Source organism: Streptomyces sp. NPDC127098 (assembly GCF_042722465.1).
GTDB lineage: Bacteria > Actinomycetota > Actinomycetes > Streptomycetales > Streptomycetaceae > Streptomyces > Streptomyces millisiae.
This window is the reverse complement of record NZ_JBHXFJ010000025.1, coordinates 31,579-49,172: the sequence shown is the minus strand read 5'-3', so window position 1 is coordinate 49,172 and position 17,594 is coordinate 31,579. Positions and strand designations below refer to the sequence as shown.

The following is a 17,594-nucleotide window of genomic DNA, read 5'->3' as shown; positions in this document are numbered from 1 at the left end:
CATGGCCAGACAGGACCAGGGCAAGGACACCGAGGAGCAGCAGCCGGACGTCATGGCGGAGAGCCTGGAACGGCTCCGCGAGGAGCTGGGCAGGTTCGCCGGCGCCCAGCTCCACCGGCTCACCGGCGGCGCCAAGGACCGTGCCGGCATGGTGGCCGGGGCCGTCGGCGGCCGGGCCAAGGACGCGGCGGGCTCGGCCGTCGGCAAGGCCAGCGACCGGGTCAAGGAGGCGGCCGACAAGGCGGGCGGCGGCAAGAAGGGCGCCAAGGGCGGCAAGTTCACCAGCATCATCGAGACCCTGGACGTCGGGGTGCCGCTGCGCGCCTGCTACGACTACTGGTGCGAGTACGACGAGTTCTCCGGCTTCATGAAGGGCGTCCAGAGCGTCGACCGCGAGGACGACGACATCACCAGCTCCTGGAAGGCCAAGATCGGGCCCTCCACCCGCGACTGGAAGGCCACCGTCCAGGAGCAGGTGCCCGACGACCGCATCGAGTGGACCTCGGAGGGCTCCCGGGGCAGCACCCGCGGCGTGGTCTCCTTCCACGAGCTGGCGCCCAGCCTCACCAGGATCGTGGTGGTCGTCCAGTACTACCCGGCCGGCTTCTTCGAGAAGACCGCCAACCTCTGGCGCGCCCAGGGCCGCCGGCTGCGCCTCGATCTCAAGCACTTCCAGCGCTACGTCACGCTGGAGGCCGAGGAGGAGGCCGAGGGCTGGCGCGGCGAGATCCGCGAGGGCGAGGTCGTGCGCAGCCACGAGGACGGGCTGGCCGACGACGAGGAGCACGAGGACGAGGACGAGGAGTTCGAGGACGAGGAGGACGAGGGCGAGGACGAGGAAGAGGGCGACGAGGAGGACGGCGAGGACGAGGGCGGCGGCAAGCCGCGGGGCGGGAGGAGACGGCGATGAGCCGGATCCCGCAGCCGCTGGAGAACTACGAGCCGCTCGAGCCCTATCCGCCGCGGACCGCCAACCTCGCCGACATCCTGGAACGCGTCCTGGACAAGGGCATCGTCATCGCCGGCGACATCAAGATCGACCTGCTGGACATCGAGCTGCTGACCGTGCGCCTGCGGCTGTTCGTCTCCTCCGTGGACACCGCGAAGCGGGCCGGTATCAACTGGTGGGAGACCGAGCCCTCGCTCTCCACCCGCGCCGCCCACGACGCGCTGGCCGAGGAGAACCGGCTGCTGCGCGAACAGCTCGCCGCCCTGGAGGAGAAGGAGCACCACAAGCGATGACCCGGCCCCCGAGCGCCGTCGAGACCGCCGTCGCCACCTGCGTCTTCGCCGTCTGCCGGGGCGACGCCCGGCCCCCGCTCGACGGACTGCCAGGGCACCGGGACGCCGTCGGCCGGGTCCGGCTGGTCGCCGCCGGGCCGCTGGCCGCCGTGGTGCAGGACCTGCCGGCCGCCGACTACGCCGAGGCGGCGCTGCGCGACCGGCTCGGCGACCGCGCCTTCGTCGAGCGGTGCGCCACCGACCACCACCGGGTGGTGGCGGCCGTGGCCGGGGCCTGCCCGGTGGTGCCGCTGCCGCTCGCCACCCTCTACCAGGGCGAGGAGCGCGCTCGCCAGGCCGTCGCCCGCGAGGCCCCGCGCTTCCTCGCCGCCCTCGACCGGGTCGCGGGACGCGCCGAGTGGGGCGTCAAGGTCCTCTCGACCGGCGCCGCCCGGCCGGCCGAGGAGCCGACCGGGGCCCCGCTCACCGGCCGCGCCTACCTGGACCGGATCAGAGGCTTGCAGCAGGACCGCGAGGAGCGCAGGAACGCGGCCGCCGAGGCGGCCGAGCGGGTGGACGCGGCGCTCCGCCCCATCGCCGCCGCCGCCCGCCGGCTCCGCCCGCACGAGCCGGCGCCGGGCCAGCCGCACCGGCAACTGCTCAACGCCACCTACCTGGTGGACCACGACCGGGCCGGCGAGCTGGCCGCCGCCGTCGCCGCGCTGCGCGCCGACCCCGACCTCGCCGACCGGGTGACGGTGGAGCTCACCGGGCCCTGGGCCCCCTACTCCTTCGCGGGCCTCGACGAGGGCGGGGAGCGGTGACCGCCACCACCGAGCCGGTCCCCTGGCATGGCGAGGACCTCCGCCACGGGCCCATCGGCGTGCCGCTGGTCGACCTGCTCGACCGGGTGCTCGCCACCGGCGTGGTGATCAGCGGCGACCTGGTGATCGCCATCGCCGAGGTGCCGCTGGTCAGGCTCTCGCTGCACGCCCTGCTCTCCTCCGTCAACGAGCGGGTGCCGGCGCCCTGGGCCGACGGCGGGCCGCTGTGACCGCCGGCCGCCTCGACCTGGACGCCGACACCGTCGGCCGGGACCTGGTCGCCCTGGTGCTCACCGTCGTGGAGCTGCTGCGCCAGCTGATGGAACGGCAGGCCGTGCGCCGGGTCGACTCGGGCGAGCTGACGGAGGAGCAGACCGAGCGGATCGGCACCACCCTGATGCTGCTCGACCGCGCGATGGGGGAGCTGCGCGAGCGGTACGGGCTGCGGCCCGAGGACCTCAACCTGGACCTCGGGCCGCTCGGCTCCCTGCTGCCCAGGGACTGATCGAGGACTGTCCCGGGGCGGCGGGGCCGGGGTTCAGCGGGGCCGGCTTGGCCGGTGGGCCGCCGCGTCGATGGCGTCCCTGGTCCGGTCGACCAGCGAGGCGAAGGGCCCGAGCGCCCACTGCGCCGCCGGCCTGCCGGCCGTCGACGGATGCGGGTGGGTGGGCGCGACCTTCTCGGCCGCCCGCAGCTTCAGGCCCATGTCCTCCAGCTCCGCGGGGGTGCGCCCGGCCCGCACGGCCGGGAACTCCTCGCGCTCCTCGTGCTCGGCGTGCCGCAGCACCGACTGCTCGAACTCCAGGAAGGTCCGGTCGAAGTCGGGGCTGTCGACGTCCAGCTGTTCCAGCATCACCAGCACCCGGTTGGCGGCCTCCTCCTCCCGGTTCCTCGCGTCCGCCTCGACCGGGCCGGCGGTCTCCTCGGCGACCGGCCGCAGGATCATCTCCTCGGCCGTCTCGTGCACCGCCAGCAGCGCCCGCAGCTCGTCGAACGCCTGCTGTCGGTGGACGCCGCTGACGGACTTGACCTCGGTGAACAGTTCGCGGATGCGCGCGTGCTGGTCGAGCAGGATGCGGATCACGTCGTCTTCCGGGTGTGCGGCGGCGGTCATGGTGTACCTCCTTCTCGGATCGCCTTCTCAGCGGGGCAGTTGGGGGAGGATCTTGGTGCGGTAGAGGTCGAAGAAGCCCTCCATGTCGGGGCCGATCTGGTTGACGTGGACGTGGTCGAAGCCGGCGTCGTGGCAGGCGGTGAGGGACCTGACGTGCTCCTCGGGGTCGTCGCCGAGCGGCATCGGGCCGTTCCGCACGTGCTCCTCGGTGACCAGGGTGCTGGCCTGCTCGAAGTGCCTGGGCTCGGGCAGCACCGCGGCCAGCTCGCCGGGCAGGAACATGTTGGGCCAGCGCTCGAGCACGGTGCGGGCCGCGTTGTCCTGGTCCGTGTCGTAGCAGACCTTGATCCCGCAGGACGCCGGCTTGTCGCCGCCGCCGTTCTCGCGGAAGCGGCGCAGCAGTTCGGCCTCCGGGCCCATGGTGACGAAGCCGTCGCCGACGCGGGCCGCCAGGTCGGTGGCGGCCGGCGCGAAGCCGGAGACGTCGATCGGCACCGGCTCGTCGGGCACGGTGTAGAGGCGGGCGTTCTCCACCGTGTAGTAGCGGCCGCGGTGGCTCACCCGCTCGCCGGTCAGCAGCCGCCTGATGATCTCCAGGGACTCCTCCAGCATCTCGAGCCGCACCGGCGCCTCGGGCCAGGCGGTGCCCAGGATGTGCTCGTTGAGCGCCTCGCCACTGCCGACGCCGAACCGGAAACGGCCCTGGTGCAGCACGGCGCTGGTGGCCACGGCCTGGGCGACGACGGCCGGGTGGGTCCTGATGATGGGGCAGGTGACGGCGGTCTCCACCGGCAGCGAGGTCGCCTCGGCGAGGGCGCCGATGGTGGACCAGACGAACGGGCTCTGGCCCTGGGCGTCGAGCCAGGGGTGGTAGTGGTCGGAGATCCACAGCGAGTCGAAGCCCGCGTGCTCCGCCATCCGTGCCTGCTCCACGAGCTCGCGCGGGCCGTGGTCCTCGCTGGCCAGGAAGTAGCCGTACGTGGTCATGACTGGGACACCTCGTTCCCGTTCGTTGTTCGTGTGGTGTGTCGCTCACTCGCGCGTGGCCGCTCAGGGGCGGCGGCCGACGCCGGTGGCGAGCTCCTGCAACCGGCCGCCTGGCAGGTCGGGTTCGAGCGGCGGGGTGTGCGCGCCGGTCCGGTGGCGCAGCCCGTTGATCAGGTCGCGCAGCGCCTCCTCGGCGCCGAACCTGGGGCGCCAGCCCAGCTCGTCCGCGGCCCGCGAGCAGTCCATCAGCGGCAGCCGCAGCAGGGCGTCGAGGAGCTGTGGCGGCACCGGGGCCAGCCGGCCGCGGTAGGCGGCGGCCAGCGCGCCGCGCAGCACGGTCCTTGGCAGCCGGACCGGCCGGGCGTCGAGCAGCCGACCGAGCAGGGCCGGGTCCACCACCGGGTCCGCGGCCAGGTTGAACGCGCCGCGCACCGGCTTGGTGAGCGCCCGCCGGTAGGCGTCCGCGGCGTCGCCGGTGCGCAGCACCTGGAACCGCAGTCCCGGCAGGTCGGGGACGACCGGGCTCAGCTCGGGCCGCGCCATGGGCGCGAAGAGCAGTGGGCCGATGAAGAGCCGCCGCTGCTCGGCCGCCGACTCGCGGGAGAACAGGAAGCCGGGCCGCATCCGCACCACGCGGGTGTCGGGCGACCTGAGCTCGAAGGTGTCGAGCAGCCGCTCGACGTACGCCTTCTCCCGGCTGTAGGCGGATCCCGGCCAGCCGTGCGTCGGCCAGCTCTCGTCCACGGCCCGGTCCTTGGGTCCTGGTGAGTACGCCGCCAGCGAGGAGGCGACCACCAGCGTCGGCACCCCGGCCGCGGCCACCGCGTCGAGCACCCGGGTGGTGCCCAGCACGTTGGCCCGCCAGGTCAGCGCCGGATCGCGGGCCGGCTGCAGCATCCAGGCCAGGTGCACCACGGCGTCCGCGCCGCGGAAGCACTCGGTCAGCTCGACGGCGGACCGCTCGGTGCGCAGGTCGACCGAGTCCCAGGAGGTCTTGGCCACCGTCCAGTCGGGCGTTCGTCTGGCGAGCCCCAACACGGAGGTCACGGCCGGATCGCCGGCCAGGGCACGGACCAGGGCGCTGCCGACGTTGCCGGTCGCGCCCACCACCACGACGCGCATGCCTTCTCATCCCTTCGGGGCTGGGCGGCGGGGACGCCCCGGGTACCCGGGACGCGGCGCCGTCACACCAGGCTCACCACCAGCGGCGCGAAGGCGGCGAGGCCGCCGTCGTTCGGCGGCGGTCGCGGATCGGGTGCCTTCGCTCGTCTGTCTAGCGGCGCTAGTCTCGTGCCATGTCGGTACAGGAACGCAGGGAACGTGACCGCGCCCACCGCCACCAGCTGATCGTCGCCACCGCGCGCGAGCTCGCCGAGGCTCAGGGCTGGGAGGCCGTCACCACGCGCCGGCTCGCCGAGCGCATCGAGTACAGCCAGCCCGTGCTCTACAGCCACTTCAGCGGCAAGCACGAGATCGTCGGGGCCGTGGCCCTCGAAGGCGCCACCGAGCTCGCCGCGGCGCTCACCCACGCCGTGGCCGACGTCCCCAGGGGCCCGGCCGCGGTCGCCGCCCTGGCCCGCGCCTACGTCGACTTCGCCGAGCGCAACCCCGCCCTCTACGACGCGCTGTTCCTCCTGGACACCGGGCCGCTCTTCGCCGACGCCGCCTCACCCGCGCCGCTGCGCGCGGCGTTCCAGGCGCTGCTCGACCCGCTCGCCGACGTCACGGGCGACGACGTCGACCAGCGGACCTTCGCGGAGGTCTTCTGGGCGGCCCTGCACGGCCTGGTCGCCCTCACCCGCTCCGGCCGGCTGCCCAGGGCGGCGGCCGACCGACGGCTCGACCTCCTGGTGGACCGCTTCGCCGGCGGTTGACGGGTCAGGCCGACTCGCGCACCAGCAGGCTGGTGTCGCAGATGACCGGCGCGTCGGCCGCCGGCGCGCCGGTCATCCGGTCGAGCAGCAGCTCGATCATCCGCCGGCCCATCGCCGCCGTGGGCTGGTGCACCGTGGTGAGCGCCGGCTGCGCGTGCGAGGTCACCACCGCGTCCTCGAACCCCACCACCGCCACGTCCTGCGGCACCCGCAGGCCCCGCTCCTCGAGCGCCCACAGGGCACCGAGGGCCATGTTGTCCGAGGCGGCGAACACCGCGTCGAGCATCGGGTAGGAGTCGAGCAGCCGACGCATCGCCACCATGCCGCCCGAGACGCTGAAGTCGCCGTAGGTCACCAGCTCGGGACGGCCGGCCAGCGCCTCCCGGTAGCCGGCGAGCCGGTCGATGCCCGCGGAGGTGTCCTGCGGGCCCGCGATGGTGGCGACGCGGTGGCGGCCCCGGCCGATCAGGTACTCGGTGGCGCGCCGGGCGCCGGCCAGGTTGTCCGCGTCCACATAGCTCGTCGGCACCACGTCGAGCCCGCACGGCCGGCCGCCGAGCACGGTGGGCACCCCGTGGCTCTCCAACAGGGCGGGAAGCGGGTCCTCGCACACCAGCGAGATCATCAACACGCCGTCCACCCGCTGCGCGCGCAGCTGGTCGACCAGGGCGGCGCGCTCGGCCGGCGACTGCGTGAGCCGCAGCGTCAGCGCGAGACCCGCCGCCTCGGCGGCCGCCCCGATGCCGCCCACGATCTGGCCGAAGTACGGCTGCTCGAACCGCCGCTCGTCCGTCTCGCACATGACCAGCGCCACGGTCCGGGTGCGGTGCGCCGCCAACGCGCTGGCGGCGCGGTTCGGCACGTAGCCGAGCTCGTCGATCGCCCGGAGCACCGCCCCTCGCGCCCGCTCGCTCACCGCGCCCGAGTCGTTGATCACCCGGGAGACGGTGCCACGGCCCACCCCGGCCCGGGCGGCGACCTGCTCGATGGTGGGGCGACGGTTGTTCATCGGACGAAAGTACCTGACAGGAGAGAGGTATGCTGCCCCCGTTCGTGTTCGCTCGGAAGTGAGAATCGGGGAGGTGAGGTTGATGACCGCGCTCAGGGCCACCGCGTTCGGCGCCCGGGTCTCCCTCACGTCCCGGCGCGTGGCCTGACCCGCCCTGTCCCGCCTCGCCGGGAGCGTGAGCTCGCGAGGCGTCCAGACACACTTCTCCGGAACGGACTCTCACCTGCCATGGGCAACACCTGGATCACCCGCGCCGAGACCGGCGCCGACCGCTCCGCCATCCGTGAGATCGACCTCGCAGCCTTTCCCACGGCGCTCGAGGCCGATCTCGTCGACGCCCTGCGCGCCGACCGGAGCGCGTGGCTCGAAGGGCTCTCCCTCGTCGTCGCGGACGAGCGCGGCGAGCTCGTCGGCCACGCCCTGCTGACCCGCTGTCACATCGACGAGGCCCCGGCCCTGTGCCTGGGCCCGGTCGCCGTCCGGCCGGGACAGCAGAACGCCGGCGCCGGAACCGCGGCCGTCCGCGCCGCGCTGCGGGCCGCCGAGGACCTCGGCGAGCACCACGTGGTCGTCCTCGGACACCCGACCTACTACCCCAGGTTCGGTTTCACGCGCGCCTCCGAGCACGGCATCGGCGTGACCTTCGACGTCCCGGACGAGGCCCTGATGGCCCTCACCCTGGACGCCGACCACCCGCTGCCCGGCGGCACCGTGCGCTACCCGGCGGCGTTCGGCGTCTGACCTCCGCGGCCGCGCGGGGGCGCGCCGGGCTCTGGGCCCGCGTGTCGTCCCCGGGCGGCAGGAGAGGAGCTTTTTCACCCCGACGGTCGAGCGCCTCACGTCCGTGTGGCGCCCCCGGCAGGACTCGAACCTGCGGCCAAGCGCTTAGAAGGCGCCTGCTCTATCCACTGAGCTACGGGGGCCGGTCTTCGGTCATGGCGCGGGACGGAGCCCCCTGGTGACCTCGCCGTGGCACAGGATATGGCCTTGAGGGGTTCGTCCCTGTTGCTTCACGGCAACACCGTGGTGTGGAGATTGAGTGAAGCAGCCCTGATAATCGCAGGCGAGTGCGAGCCGCGCACCGTTTTTGGGGGCCCTGGGGAGGGGTGTTGCGTAGTCGTTATGCCGGGGGGTGGGGGCTGCTGCCCGGAATGAGGCGCGTTCGGTGGAATATGCTTTGGAAATAGCTTGAAATTGGGCATTCTGCGCATGTGGCGATCTTGGACGCACGGCCCGAACTGCTGGACGCGCTCACCGTACTGCGGGAGCGTCTCGCTGCCGCGCGCTTCCCACTGGAGTTGCCGGGCGCCGAGCGCGCCCGGCGGTCGCGAGGGGAGTTGCTCGCCCAGCTCGACGGATACCTGCTGCCCCGGCTGCGCAGCCCGAAGGCGCCGCTGCTCGCGGTCATCGGGGGCTCGACCGGGGCCGGGAAGTCGACGCTGGTCAACTCGCTGGTCGGGCGCCACGTCACCGAGGCCGGGGTGCTGCGGCCCACCACCCGCACCCCGGTGCTCGTCTGCCACCCCGACGACCGCCACTGGTTCGGCGACCAGCGGGTGCTGCCGCGCCTCGACCGGGTGGTGGCGCAGCGTCAGGAGGGGGAGGGCGAGGCGTCGGCCGCGCTGGCCGTCCACGCCACCAGGGCCGTGCCCGCCGGCATCGCGCTGCTCGACGCGCCCGACATCGACTCGCTGGTCGCCGAGAACCGCGACCTCGCCGCCGAGCTGATCTGCGCCGCCGACGTCTGGGTGCTCGTCACCACCGCCTCCCGCTACGCCGACGCGCTGCCCTGGAACCTGCTGCGCAGCGCCCGCGAGTACGACGTCACGCTGGCCACCGTCCTCGACCGGGTGCCGCACCAGATCGCCGCCGAGGTCTCCCGGCACTACGACGCGCTGCTCGAACGCGCCGGGCTCGGCGGCGTGCCCCGGTTCACCGTGCCCGAGCTGCCCGAGTCGGCCCGCGGCGGTTCAGGACTACTGCCCGCCACCGCCGTCGCCGCGCTCCGCGAGTGGCTGTTCCGCCGCGCCCACGACGGCGACGCGCGGCAGCGGGCCGCTGCCCGCACCGCCGCCGGCGCCCTCGCCTCACTGCGCGCCCGCGTCGGCGCGCTCGCCGGCGCCTGCGCCGCCCAGCACGCCACCGCCGTCCGCCTCGACCAGCGGCTCGCCGGCGCCTACGCCGAGGCCGGCCGCCGGGTCCGCGACTGCCTGGCCGGCGGCGGGCTGCTCACCGGTCAGGCACGCGCCCACTGGCTGTCCTTCCCGCACGACGCCAGCCCCGACGAGCTGCTCGACTCGCTGACCCGGGCGTTGGCCGGGCTGCTCGTCGAGGCCGTGTCGGCCGCCGACGAGCGCGTCGAGGACGCCTGGGCCCAGGAACCGGGGGCGCCGGCCGGCGGCGTCGACGGAGCCGAGGCGGTGCGGGAACGTATCGGCATCCAGGTCCGCCGACTGCGACGCTGCCTCGAGGAGTTGGCCGAGGAGGCCTGCGCGGCCGTCGGGCTCCGCCCCGACCAGGGCGGCAGCGGCCGCTCGATGGTCGGGGCCGAGACGGAGATCGCCGCGCTGCTCGCCGCCGCGCTGCTCGGCGGCAAGGGCGGCACGGTCGCTCGGCAGGCCCTCTCCAGCTCGCTCGGCACCCGCGTCGCGGCCCGGCTGACCGAGCAGGGCGACCGGGAGGTCAGGGGCTGCGTCGACCGGGTGCTCGACGGCGAGCGGGACCGCCGCGGCGCGCCCCTGCACGACCTGGAGATCAGCCCGACCCCCCAGGTCGAGCTCGTCGCCGCGCTGTCCCTGGTGCAGGGCTGGCACAGCGGGACGGCGGCGTCCAGACGAGCGGGGCCAGAACCAGCCCGAGAGGCAGGAGAAGTCCGGTGACGGAGAGCATGACCATCACCCGCACCCGGCGGGACACCACCGAGGAGCCACGGCCCAACCCCCCGAACGAACCCGCGGGCCCCGAGGGGCCCGGGGAGGAGGGGACCCTGCGCCGGCGGCTCGGCGCGCTGCGCGAGCTGATCGGGCTTTCCCGCACCCGCCTCGCCGAGGCGGACCTCGCCGAGGCCGGCCGGCTGCTCGACGAGGCCGCCGCCCGCGGCAAGCTGCCGCGCGCCTACACCGTGGTCGCCATCGCCGGCGCCACCGGCACCGGCAAGTCCACCCTGTTCAACGCCCTGGCCGGGGCCCAGCTCTCCGAGACCGGGGTGCGCCGCCCCACCACCGCCACCGCCGTCTCCTGCGCCTGGGAGGCCGGGCGCGAGCAGAACCCCGACGGGCTCCTCGAACGGCTCGGCGTGCCCCCCAGGGCCCGCCGCCGCGCCCACGTCCTCGACCCCGGGCTGCGCGGCCTGGTCCTGCTCGACCTCCCCGACTACGACTCCGTCGACGTCAGCCACCGCGAACAGGTGGACCGGCTGCTCGGCCTGGTGGACGCCGTCATCTGGGTGGTCGACCCCGAGAAGTACGCCGACACCCTGCTGCACGAGCGCTACCTGCGGGCCTTCGCCGGCCACGCCGACGTCAGCCTCATCGTCCTCAACCAGATCGACCGGCTGCCGACCGACGCCGTCGACGCCGTCCTCGACGACCTGCGCCGACTGCTCGACGAGCGCGGGGTGGCGCTCGGCGAACACGGCGAGCCGGGCGCCGGGGTCCTCGCCGTCTCCGCGCTCACCGGCGACGGCGTCGCCGAACTGCGCCAGACGGTCGGCGAGCTGGCCGCCTCCCGCACCGCGGCCACCCGCCGGCTCTCCGCGGACGTGGACGGCGTCGCCCGCCGGCTCGGCCCGAAGTACGTCGCGGACGGCTCCGAGGCCCCGGCCGGCCTCACCCCGCACGCCAGGGAGGAGTTCGAGGACCGGCTCGCCGCCGCCGTCGGCGCGGCGGCCGCAGGACAGGCCGCCGAACGCGGCTGGCTGCGCCGCGCCGACCGGGCCTGCGGCACCCCCTGGGCGCAGCTGCTGCGCCGCCTCGCCGCCCGGCAGGCCGAGCGGCGCGGCGAGCCGCCGGCGCTCGCCGCTCAGCGGCTGCGCGCCGCCGGCACCCGCACGGTGGCGACGGCCGTCGTCGAACAGGCGGTGCGGCAGCTGGCCGACGAGGCGACCGAGGGGCTGCCGGAGCCGTGGAGCAGGGCGGTGAAGGACGCCGCCAGGCGGGGCGCCGAACGGCTGCCGGACGACCTGGAACGCGCCCTCGAACGGCAGTCGACCGAGCCGCTGCCCAAGCCCCGCTGGTGGTCCGTCGCCGCCATCGGCCAGGCGGTGCTGCTCGCGGTCCAACTCCTCGGCGTCAGCTGGGTGGTGGCCGCCGTCGCCGGCCAACCCGTGGTGAGCCGCTGGCTGCCGCTCGCGCTGCTGCTCTGCGGCTCCTTCGGCGGCCCGCTGCTCGCCTGGGCCTGCCGGATCTCCGCCCGCGGCCCCGCCAGGTCCTACGGGCAGCAGGAGGAGTGGCGGCTGCGCCGTCTCGCCGCCGACCGCGGCCACAGCCAGGTGCTCGAACCGGTGGCCGCGGAGCTGATGCGCTACCGCGAGGTCAGGGAGCGGTTCGTGGTGGTCGCCTCACCCACCGGAGGCGTCGAACTCCCGTCACTGGCTTCGCTGTCCGCGTTGTCCCCGGCTGCGCCAACCGTCCGTGATCCGAGGTAACGATTCGACCTCGGAATGTGTAACTCCTCGTTCTCGTGGGGACATTGACGAACTCCCCTCTCTACGATCCCCGTACGCACGGGGATGTTGATGTGCGCGCCGCCTCACGTTGCGGCTGCGTCCTGTGATCTCGTGGAGGGGACACACACCATGATTCTTGCGCGCAAGCGGGCCACTGCCCGCCTTGCGGCCACCGCGATCGCCACCAGCCTGATGGCTGCGGGGGCGCTCGCGACCGCGGGCACGGCCGCCGCGGAGGAGAACCCGCACAACGGCGGTGCCACCGCCACGCTCGGCGGTCTTGACCGGGACGCGTCCGGCCCCATCGCCGTCACCCACGAGGGTGAGACGGACACGTACCGGGGTGGTCTGTTCACCCTGCGGGCCGACGACGGTGGCACGCTCCAGACGTACTGCATCGACTTCACCACCGCCACGGCGTCCAACGCCCGGTACCGGGAGGTCGGGTGGAGTGAGTCCCGGCTGCACAACAACCCCGACGCGGGCCGGATCCAGTGGATCCTGCAGAACTCCTACCCGGTCGTCGACAGCCTCGCGCTGGCCGAGCAGGCCGGCGTCGAGTCGCTGACCGACGCGGAGGCCGGTGCCGGCACCCAGGCGGCGATCTGGGAGTTCTCCGACGGCGTCGAGGCGGATCCGGAGAGCGAGAACGCCGCGGCCCTCGCCGACTGGCTGACCGAGAACGCCGAGGAGGCCGCCGAGCCGGGCGCCTCGCTGACCCTCACCCCGAACCAGGTGTCGGGCCAGCCCGGCAACCGCCTGGGCCCGATCACGGTCGACACCACCGCCGACGCGGTCTCCGTCGCCCCTGACCCGGCCGCGGCCGAGCAGGGCGTGACCATCACCGACGGCGCCGGCAACGTCATCACCGAGGACGACCCGGTCACCGACGGCACCGAGCTCTTCTTCGACGTGCCGGCGGACGCCGAGGACGGCAGCGCCTCGCTGACCGCCACCGCCACCTCCCAGGTGCCGATCGGCCGTGCCTTCACCGGCATCGACGTGCGCACCCAGACCATGATCCTGGCCGGCTCCTCGGAGTCCTCGGTCAGCGCGGGCGCCAGCGCCAACTGGGCCGCCCCCGGCACCCCGGCCGTCGCGGTCGACGCCGAGGAGATCTGCGCCGAGGGTGGTGTCCAGGTCACCGTCACCAACACCGGTGACGTGCCGTTCGAGTTCCAGCTGAACGGCGAGACGGTGACGGTCGCCCCGGGTACCCCCGAGGACATCCTGGTCCCGGTCGAGAACGGCCAGGAGTACGACATCAGCATCGCCAACCCGATTCCGGGTCAGCAGCCCTTCCGCTTCACCGGCGTGCTCGACTGCGCCCCCGGTGGCGGCGAGGCCCCGACCCCGATCGACGAGGAGAACGAGCCGGCCCCGGCCAGCACCGGCGGTGGCGACACCGACGAGCCCGACCTGGCCGCGACCGGTTCCGACAGCAACGTCGGCATGATCACCGGCATCGCCGTGGCGCTGCTGGTCGTCGGTGGCGCGGGCGTGTTCTTCATGCGCCGTCGCACCGCCTCCGCCGGCTCGGACAGCTGAGCACAGCGGTAGCGCCGACGCACAGAGCGTGAGGGGCGGGCCCGTCAGGGCCCGCCCCTTCGTGCTGTCCCGGCCGGGCGGGCCGATTCCGGTTTTCGCCGTGGCAGGGACATGCGGCAGGATGGACTCCTCCGCACCCACTGCCCACTGATCTGACCCGCCGGACGGTTTCTCTTGGCTGAGTACATCTACACCATGCGCAAGGCGCGCAAGGCGCACGGCGACAAGGTGATCCTTGACGACGTCTCCCTGAGCTTCCTGCCCGGGGCGAAGATCGGTGTCGTGGGCCCCAACGGCGCCGGCAAGTCGACCGTCCTGAAGATCATGGCCGGCCTGGAGCAGCCCTCCAACGGCGACGCGTTCCTCGCGCCCGGCGCCACCGTCGGCATCCTGCTCCAGGAGCCGCCGCTCGACGAGTCGAAGACCGTGCTGGAGAACGTCCAGCAGGGCGTGGCCGGGACCAAGGCCAAGCTCGACCGGTTCAACGAGATCGCCGAGCAGATGGCGACCGAGTACACCGACGAGCTCGGCGAGGAGATGGGCAAGCTGCAGGAGCAGCTGGACCACGCCAACGCCTGGGACCTGGACGCCCAGCTGGAGCAGGCCATGGACGCCCTGGGCTGCCCGCCCGGCGACTGGCAGGTCACCAACCTCTCCGGCGGCGAGAAGCGCCGCGTGGCGCTCTGCAAGCTGCTGCTGGAGCAGCCCGACCTGCTGCTGCTCGACGAGCCCACCAACCACCTGGACGCCGAGTCCGTGCAGTGGCTTGAGCAGCACCTCGCCAAGTACCCGGGCACCGTGGTCGCGATCACCCACGACCGGTACTTCCTGGACAACGTGGCCGAGTGGATCATGGAGCTCGACCGCGGCCGCGCCTTCGGCTACGAGGGCAACTACTCCAAGTACCTGGAGACCAAGCAGGCCCGCCTCAAGGTCGAGGGCCAGCGGGACGCCAAGCGCGCCAAGCGGCTCAAGGAGGAGCTGGAGTGGGTGCGCTCCAACGCCAAGGGCCGGCAGGCGAAGTCCCGCGCCCGCCTCCAGCGGTACGAGGAGATGGCGGCGGAGGCCGAGAAGACCAGGAAGCTGGACTTCGAGGAGATCCAGATCCCGCCGGGCCCGCGCCTGGGCAACGTGGTGGTCGAGGTCGAGAACCTGCACAAGGCGTTCGGTGAGAAGGTGCTGGTCGACGGCCTCTCCTTCACCCTCCCGCGGAACGGCATCGTGGGCGTCATCGGCCCCAACGGCGCCGGCAAGACGACCCTGTTCAAGATGATCCTGGGCATGGAGTCGGTCGACTCCGGCGACGTCAGGGTCGGCGAGACCGTCAAGATCTCCTACGTCGACCAGAGCCGGGCCAACATCGACCCGAAGAAGACGCTGTGGGAGGTCGTCTCCGACGGCCTGGACCACATCAACGTCGGCCAGGTCGAGATGCCGTCCCGCGCCTACGTCAGCGCCTTCGGCTTCAAGGGCCCGGACCAGCAGAAGCCGGCCGGCGTGCTCTCCGGCGGCGAGCGCAACCGGCTCAACCTGGCGCTCACCCTCAAGCAGGGCGGGAACCTGTTGCTCCTCGACGAGCCGACCAACGACCTCGACGTGGAGACGCTCTCCTCCCTGGAGAACGCGCTGCTCGACTTCCCCGGCTGCGCCGTCGTCGTCTCCCACGACCGCTGGTTCCTCGACCGCGTCGCCACCCACATCCTGGCGTACGAGGGCGACTCCACCTGGTTCTGGTACGAGGGCAACTTCGAGTCGTACGAGAAGAACAAGATCTCCCGGCTCGGCCCGGAGGCCACGCGCCCCCACCGGACCTCCTACAAGAAGCTGACCCGGGGCTGACGCCGTGCGGCATGTGTACCTGTGTCCGCTGCGCTGGTCCGACATGGACGCGTTCGGGCACATCAACAACGTGGTCTACCTGCGCTACCTCGAAGAGGCCAGGATCGACTTCATGTTCCGGCTCGCCCGGCAGGCCGACTCCGGGGCGTTCACCGGCGGTTCGGTGGTGGCGCGGCACGAGATCGACTACCTGAAGCCGATGGTGCACCGGCACGAGCCGGTCACCATCGAGACCTGGGTGGCCAGGCTCGGCGGCGCCTCCGTCACCGTCGCCTACGAGATCAGGGACGCCGAGACGGTCTACGCCCGCGCCGCGACCGTCGTCGTCCCGTACCGCCTGGAGGACTCCCGGCCGCGCCGGCTGACCGCCGAGGAGCGGGAGTTCCTGAGCAAGTACCAGGACGACGGGGTGGGCGGCCTGGCGGAGGGCTCGACCGCGGCATGAGCGCATCGGCGCGGCTGGCCCTCGCGGAGCCGGGTGAGGCCGGAGAGTTCGCCGCCTATTTGGAGCGGCAGCTGCGCTGGGACCGGGCGGCCGCCGCCCGGCTCCAGGCGGACGGCACCGTCGTCTCCGTCTTCACCAGGCCGGCCAGGTTCGACGTGCTCGCCGTCCGCGCCTTCCGGCTGCGCGAGCCGGCGACGCTCGACGTCACCGTCTCCGCCGGTGAGCTGCTGGAGTCGGTCGACGCCGACGCGATGACGGTGCCGGCGGCGGTGACCGGCCCCTCCTGGGCCGGGGTGCTGCCGCCGCGCGGCGTCTGGCGGCCCGAGTCCGAGCTGCCCGTGGGGCGGGTGCGGAACGAGGCGGCGGCCGTCGTCGCCGAGTTCCGCACCCGGCGGGAGGCGCTGACGCCGGGCGAGGCCACCCGCGAGGCGCTGGACGCGCTGGCCGAGGAGATCTGGTCCCGGTCGCTGCCCGGCACCCCGCTGCCGCTGCGCGCCGTGCACGCCGCGCACGCGCTCGGCATGCTGCGCGCCACCACCCCGGTCGCGGTGCTCAGCAAGGGGGCGTGGCTGCGGCTGCGCACCTTCCTCGGCTCCATCGCGGTGCGCCGCGGCGGCGGCGGTCCCGGGCTCAGCGTGACGCCGCTCTAGCGGCTCGTCTCTGCCGGCTCACCGCCGGTCCCGCTTCCCGTAGCGGATGGTCACCGCGTTGACGGTGGACGCCAGGCTGGTGAGCCGTGCCGGCGTCAGCCGCCCGTAGCGGGCGGGGGCGACGGTCTCGGTCGGCCGGTGGCGGGCGACCGGGCAGCCGACGATGTCCGGCAGGGTCAGCTCGCGCCGGCCGGCGTCCAGGGAGAGCTCCGTGAACGCCGTGAAGTTGAGGGTGCCGTGCGGGCTGTGCCGGCCGGTCTCGTAGAGCAGCCCGATCTCGCCGGACGGCAGCAGCGTCAGGTCCGAGTAGCCGGCCCTGGCCGGGGTGATCACGGTGCCCACGGTGTGCCAGGTGCGGCCCTCGTCGTAGCTGGAGCGGATCGTCATGATCCGGCGCCGGCTGCCGGCCTCCTGGCCCGGCCTGGTCGGCGCGGACAGCAGGACCCGGTCGCGGTCGTCGCCCCGGTCGGTCGCGGTCAGCCGCAGCAGCGAACCGGAGACCGGTGGCGTGTCCAGGTCCCGCACCTCACGGAAGCCCCCGGCGGCGAAGCTCTCGCCCGCGTCCTCGCTGTACGCCGCCTGCCGCACGTTGTCCAGGCCGCGGGCGTTGATGTACAGCGAGCCGTCCACCCGCTCCACCAGGGAGAGTTCGACCGGGTGCGGCAGCTCCTCGACCGTCTCCCACACCGCGCCGAGCCGCCAGCTGAGCCCGCCGTCGTCGCTGTAGTACAGCTGCCCGCCCGACCTGTCGTCGTGCGTGTCGTGGTCGCCGGCCACCACCAACCGGCCGGCCCGGGGGCCGCGTTGCAGCTGTATCCCGTGGCCGGGACCCACCGAGATCCAGGTCCACGACGGCGGCTTGAGGCCGGGCAGCCGCCCGCCGTCCTGCCAGGTCAGGCCGTCGTCCGTGGAGTGCAGCAGCGCCAGCGAACGCGGTCCGCGGGAGCGGACGTCGTCCGGCTTCGGGGTCCACGTGTTGTACGCGAACATCAGGGTGACGCGGCCGCTCTCGGCGTCCACCACCGGCACCGGGTTGCCGTAGCCGCCGTCGTCCCCGGCGCCGCGCAGCACCGTCGGCTCCTCCCAGGTGCGGCCGCCGTCGGTCGACCGCCGCACGACGAGGTCGATGTCGCCGACGTCGGCGCAGTCCGCGACCCTGGCCTCGGCGAACGCCAGCAGCGTCCCGGCGGTGGTGGCGACGATCGCCGGTATCCGGTAGCAGGCGTAGCCCTCGGTGCCGTGCCGGAACGGCTGGCTCAACGCCCGCTCCGGCGGCGGCGTGTCCCGTGGCTCGGCATCGGCCGCCGCCGGGGCGGCGGACATGACCGCCCACACGACGGTGGCGAGCAGGGTGACGCGTACACACAGGGACATGCGCGGGAGAGTACGGACGTACGGCGAACGCTCGGTTGCCGTT

Annotated in this window: 18 protein-coding genes and 1 tRNA gene; 13 read left to right on the top strand and 6 right to left on the bottom strand. The window is 73.7% G+C overall.

Annotation, left to right across the window (positions count from 1 at the left end; genetic code table 11):
- The first annotated feature begins 1 nt into the window (after window position 1).
- Genes ACFWI8_RS17905 through ACFWI8_RS17885 form a run of 5 tightly spaced genes read left to right on the top strand, consistent with a single transcriptional unit; the run spans window position 2 to window position 2,550 of the window.
- Complete coding sequence (locus ACFWI8_RS17905; RefSeq protein ID WP_387092042.1) at window positions 2-910, top strand: SRPBCC family protein; 909 nt, start codon at window positions 2-4, stop codon at window positions 908-910.
- A complete protein-coding gene (locus tag ACFWI8_RS17900) occupies window positions 907-1,242 on the top strand; it encodes a gas vesicle protein (RefSeq protein ID WP_311600452.1) in 336 nt (111 codons plus the stop codon). The genes ACFWI8_RS17905 and ACFWI8_RS17900 overlap by 4 nt, the downstream gene beginning before the upstream one ends.
- Window positions 1,239-2,045 carry a GvpL/GvpF family gas vesicle protein gene (locus ACFWI8_RS17895; RefSeq protein ID WP_387092039.1) on the top strand — a complete coding sequence of 269 codons (807 nt, stop codon included), beginning with the start codon at window positions 1,239-1,241 and terminating at the stop codon, window positions 2,043-2,045. The genes ACFWI8_RS17900 and ACFWI8_RS17895 overlap by 4 nt, the downstream gene beginning before the upstream one ends.
- A complete protein-coding gene (locus ACFWI8_RS17890) occupies window positions 2,042-2,275 on the top strand; it encodes a gas vesicle protein (RefSeq protein WP_387092036.1) in 234 nt (77 codons plus the stop codon). The genes ACFWI8_RS17895 and ACFWI8_RS17890 overlap by 4 nt, the downstream gene beginning before the upstream one ends.
- A complete protein-coding gene (locus ACFWI8_RS17885; protein WP_387092033.1) occupies window positions 2,272-2,550 on the top strand; it encodes a gas vesicle protein K in 279 nt (92 codons plus the stop codon). The genes ACFWI8_RS17890 and ACFWI8_RS17885 overlap by 4 nt, the downstream gene beginning before the upstream one ends.
- 33 nt (window positions 2,551-2,583) lie before the next feature.
- On the opposite strand, the gene ACFWI8_RS17880 is transcribed toward ACFWI8_RS17885, so the two are convergent.
- The 3 genes from ACFWI8_RS17880 to ACFWI8_RS17870 form a co-directional block, all read right to left on the bottom strand.
- Complete coding sequence (locus tag ACFWI8_RS17880) at window positions 2,584-3,159, bottom strand: hemerythrin domain-containing protein (protein WP_387092031.1); 576 nt, start codon at window positions 3,157-3,159, stop codon at window positions 2,584-2,586.
- A 27-nt stretch (window positions 3,160-3,186) separates the two neighbouring features.
- Window positions 3,187-4,146, bottom strand: coding sequence for a TIGR03557 family F420-dependent LLM class oxidoreductase (locus tag ACFWI8_RS17875; RefSeq protein WP_387092028.1), 960 nt, complete (start codon window positions 4,144-4,146; stop codon window positions 3,187-3,189).
- A 63-nt stretch (window positions 4,147-4,209) separates the two neighbouring features.
- The gene (locus tag ACFWI8_RS17870; RefSeq protein ID WP_387092026.1) at window positions 4,210-5,268 is read right to left on the bottom strand and encodes an NAD-dependent epimerase/dehydratase family protein; all 1,059 of its coding nucleotides are present in this window, start codon (window positions 5,266-5,268) and stop codon (window positions 4,210-4,212) included.
- Window positions 5,269-5,441: 173 nt separating this feature from the next.
- Here ACFWI8_RS17870 and ACFWI8_RS17865 point away from each other — a divergent pair, with 173 nt between their 5' ends.
- Window positions 5,442-6,020, top strand: a complete 579-nt coding sequence (locus ACFWI8_RS17865; protein WP_387092024.1) for a TetR/AcrR family transcriptional regulator — start codon at window positions 5,442-5,444, stop codon at window positions 6,018-6,020.
- A 4-nt stretch (window positions 6,021-6,024) separates the two neighbouring features.
- On the opposite strand, the gene ACFWI8_RS17860 is transcribed toward ACFWI8_RS17865, so the two are convergent.
- Window positions 6,025-7,029 (bottom strand): LacI family DNA-binding transcriptional regulator, encoded by a 1,005-nt coding sequence (locus ACFWI8_RS17860; protein ID WP_387092022.1) that lies wholly within the window; start codon window positions 7,027-7,029, stop codon window positions 6,025-6,027.
- 228 nt (window positions 7,030-7,257) lie between these two features.
- On the opposite strand from ACFWI8_RS17860, the gene ACFWI8_RS17855 reads away from it, so the two are divergent.
- Window positions 7,258-7,770: a GNAT family N-acetyltransferase gene (locus tag ACFWI8_RS17855; RefSeq protein WP_387092019.1), complete on the top strand. Its 513-nt coding sequence runs from the start codon at window positions 7,258-7,260 to the stop codon at window positions 7,768-7,770.
- Between the two features lie 106 nt (window positions 7,771-7,876).
- Here ACFWI8_RS17855 and ACFWI8_RS17850 read toward each other — a convergent pair.
- Window positions 7,877-7,952, bottom strand: a tRNA-Arg gene (locus ACFWI8_RS17850).
- Window positions 7,953-8,249: 297 nt separating this feature from the next.
- On the opposite strand from ACFWI8_RS17850, the gene ACFWI8_RS17845 reads away from it, so the two are divergent.
- The 6 genes from ACFWI8_RS17845 to ACFWI8_RS17820 all read left to right on the top strand — a co-directional run bounded on the left by ACFWI8_RS17845 (window position 8,250) and on the right by ACFWI8_RS17820 (window position 16,177).
- Window positions 8,250-9,908 carry a dynamin family protein gene (locus ACFWI8_RS17845; RefSeq protein ID WP_387092162.1) on the top strand — a complete coding sequence of 553 codons (1,659 nt, stop codon included), beginning with the start codon at window positions 8,250-8,252 and terminating at the stop codon, window positions 9,906-9,908.
- Complete coding sequence (locus ACFWI8_RS17840; RefSeq protein WP_387092016.1) at window positions 9,905-11,674, top strand: GTPase; 1,770 nt, start codon at window positions 9,905-9,907, stop codon at window positions 11,672-11,674. The genes ACFWI8_RS17845 and ACFWI8_RS17840 overlap by 4 nt, the downstream gene beginning before the upstream one ends.
- Before the next feature lie 150 nt (window positions 11,675-11,824).
- Complete coding sequence (locus ACFWI8_RS17835; protein ID WP_387092014.1) at window positions 11,825-13,243, top strand: Cys-Gln thioester bond-forming surface protein; 1,419 nt, start codon at window positions 11,825-11,827, stop codon at window positions 13,241-13,243.
- Window positions 13,244-13,417: 174 nt separating this feature from the next.
- Window positions 13,418-15,082, top strand: coding sequence for an energy-dependent translational throttle protein EttA (ettA, locus tag ACFWI8_RS17830; RefSeq protein ID WP_387092011.1), 1,665 nt, complete (start codon window positions 13,418-13,420; stop codon window positions 15,080-15,082).
- Window positions 15,083-15,086: 4 nt separating this feature from the next.
- Window positions 15,087-15,527, top strand: coding sequence for an acyl-CoA thioesterase (locus tag ACFWI8_RS17825; protein WP_387092008.1), 441 nt, complete (start codon window positions 15,087-15,089; stop codon window positions 15,525-15,527).
- Window positions 15,524-16,177, top strand: a complete 654-nt coding sequence (locus tag ACFWI8_RS17820; RefSeq protein ID WP_387092006.1) for a hypothetical protein — start codon at window positions 15,524-15,526, stop codon at window positions 16,175-16,177. Before ACFWI8_RS17825 ends, ACFWI8_RS17820 begins: the two co-directional genes overlap by 4 nt.
- Window positions 16,178-16,195: 18 nt before the next feature.
- Here ACFWI8_RS17820 and ACFWI8_RS17815 read toward each other — a convergent pair whose 3' ends face one another.
- A complete protein-coding gene (locus ACFWI8_RS17815) occupies window positions 16,196-17,551 on the bottom strand; it encodes an exo-alpha-sialidase (protein ID WP_387092004.1) in 1,356 nt (451 codons plus the stop codon).
- Between the last annotated feature and the right edge of the window lie 43 nt (window positions 17,552-17,594).

Coding starts and splice junctions, on each gene's coding strand:
- ACFWI8_RS17865 (WP_387092024.1), top strand. CDS start 5,442: ATGTCGGTACAGGAACGCAGGGAACGTGACCGCGCCCACCGCCACCAG.
- ACFWI8_RS17860 (WP_387092022.1), bottom strand. CDS start 7,029: ATGAACAACCGTCGCCCCACCATCGAGCAGGTCGCCGCCCGGGCCGGG.
- ACFWI8_RS17900 (WP_311600452.1), top strand. CDS start 907: ATGAGCCGGATCCCGCAGCCGCTGGAGAACTACGAGCCGCTCGAGCCC.
- ACFWI8_RS17820 (WP_387092006.1), top strand. CDS start 15,524: ATGAGCGCATCGGCGCGGCTGGCCCTCGCGGAGCCGGGTGAGGCCGGA.
- ACFWI8_RS17875 (WP_387092028.1), bottom strand. CDS start 4,146: ATGACCACGTACGGCTACTTCCTGGCCAGCGAGGACCACGGCCCGCGC.
- ACFWI8_RS17895 (WP_387092039.1), top strand. CDS start 1,239: ATGACCCGGCCCCCGAGCGCCGTCGAGACCGCCGTCGCCACCTGCGTC.
- ACFWI8_RS17880 (WP_387092031.1), bottom strand. CDS start 3,159: ATGACCGCCGCCGCACACCCGGAAGACGACGTGATCCGCATCCTGCTC.
- ACFWI8_RS17870 (WP_387092026.1), bottom strand. CDS start 5,268: ATGCGCGTCGTGGTGGTGGGCGCGACCGGCAACGTCGGCAGCGCCCTG.
- ACFWI8_RS17835 (WP_387092014.1), top strand. CDS start 11,825: ATGATTCTTGCGCGCAAGCGGGCCACTGCCCGCCTTGCGGCCACCGCG.
- ACFWI8_RS17905 (WP_387092042.1), top strand. CDS start 2: ATGGCCAGACAGGACCAGGGCAAGGACACCGAGGAGCAGCAGCCGGAC.
- ACFWI8_RS17815 (WP_387092004.1), bottom strand. CDS start 17,551: ATGTCCCTGTGTGTACGCGTCACCCTGCTCGCCACCGTCGTGTGGGCG.
- ACFWI8_RS17855 (WP_387092019.1), top strand. CDS start 7,258: ATGGGCAACACCTGGATCACCCGCGCCGAGACCGGCGCCGACCGCTCC.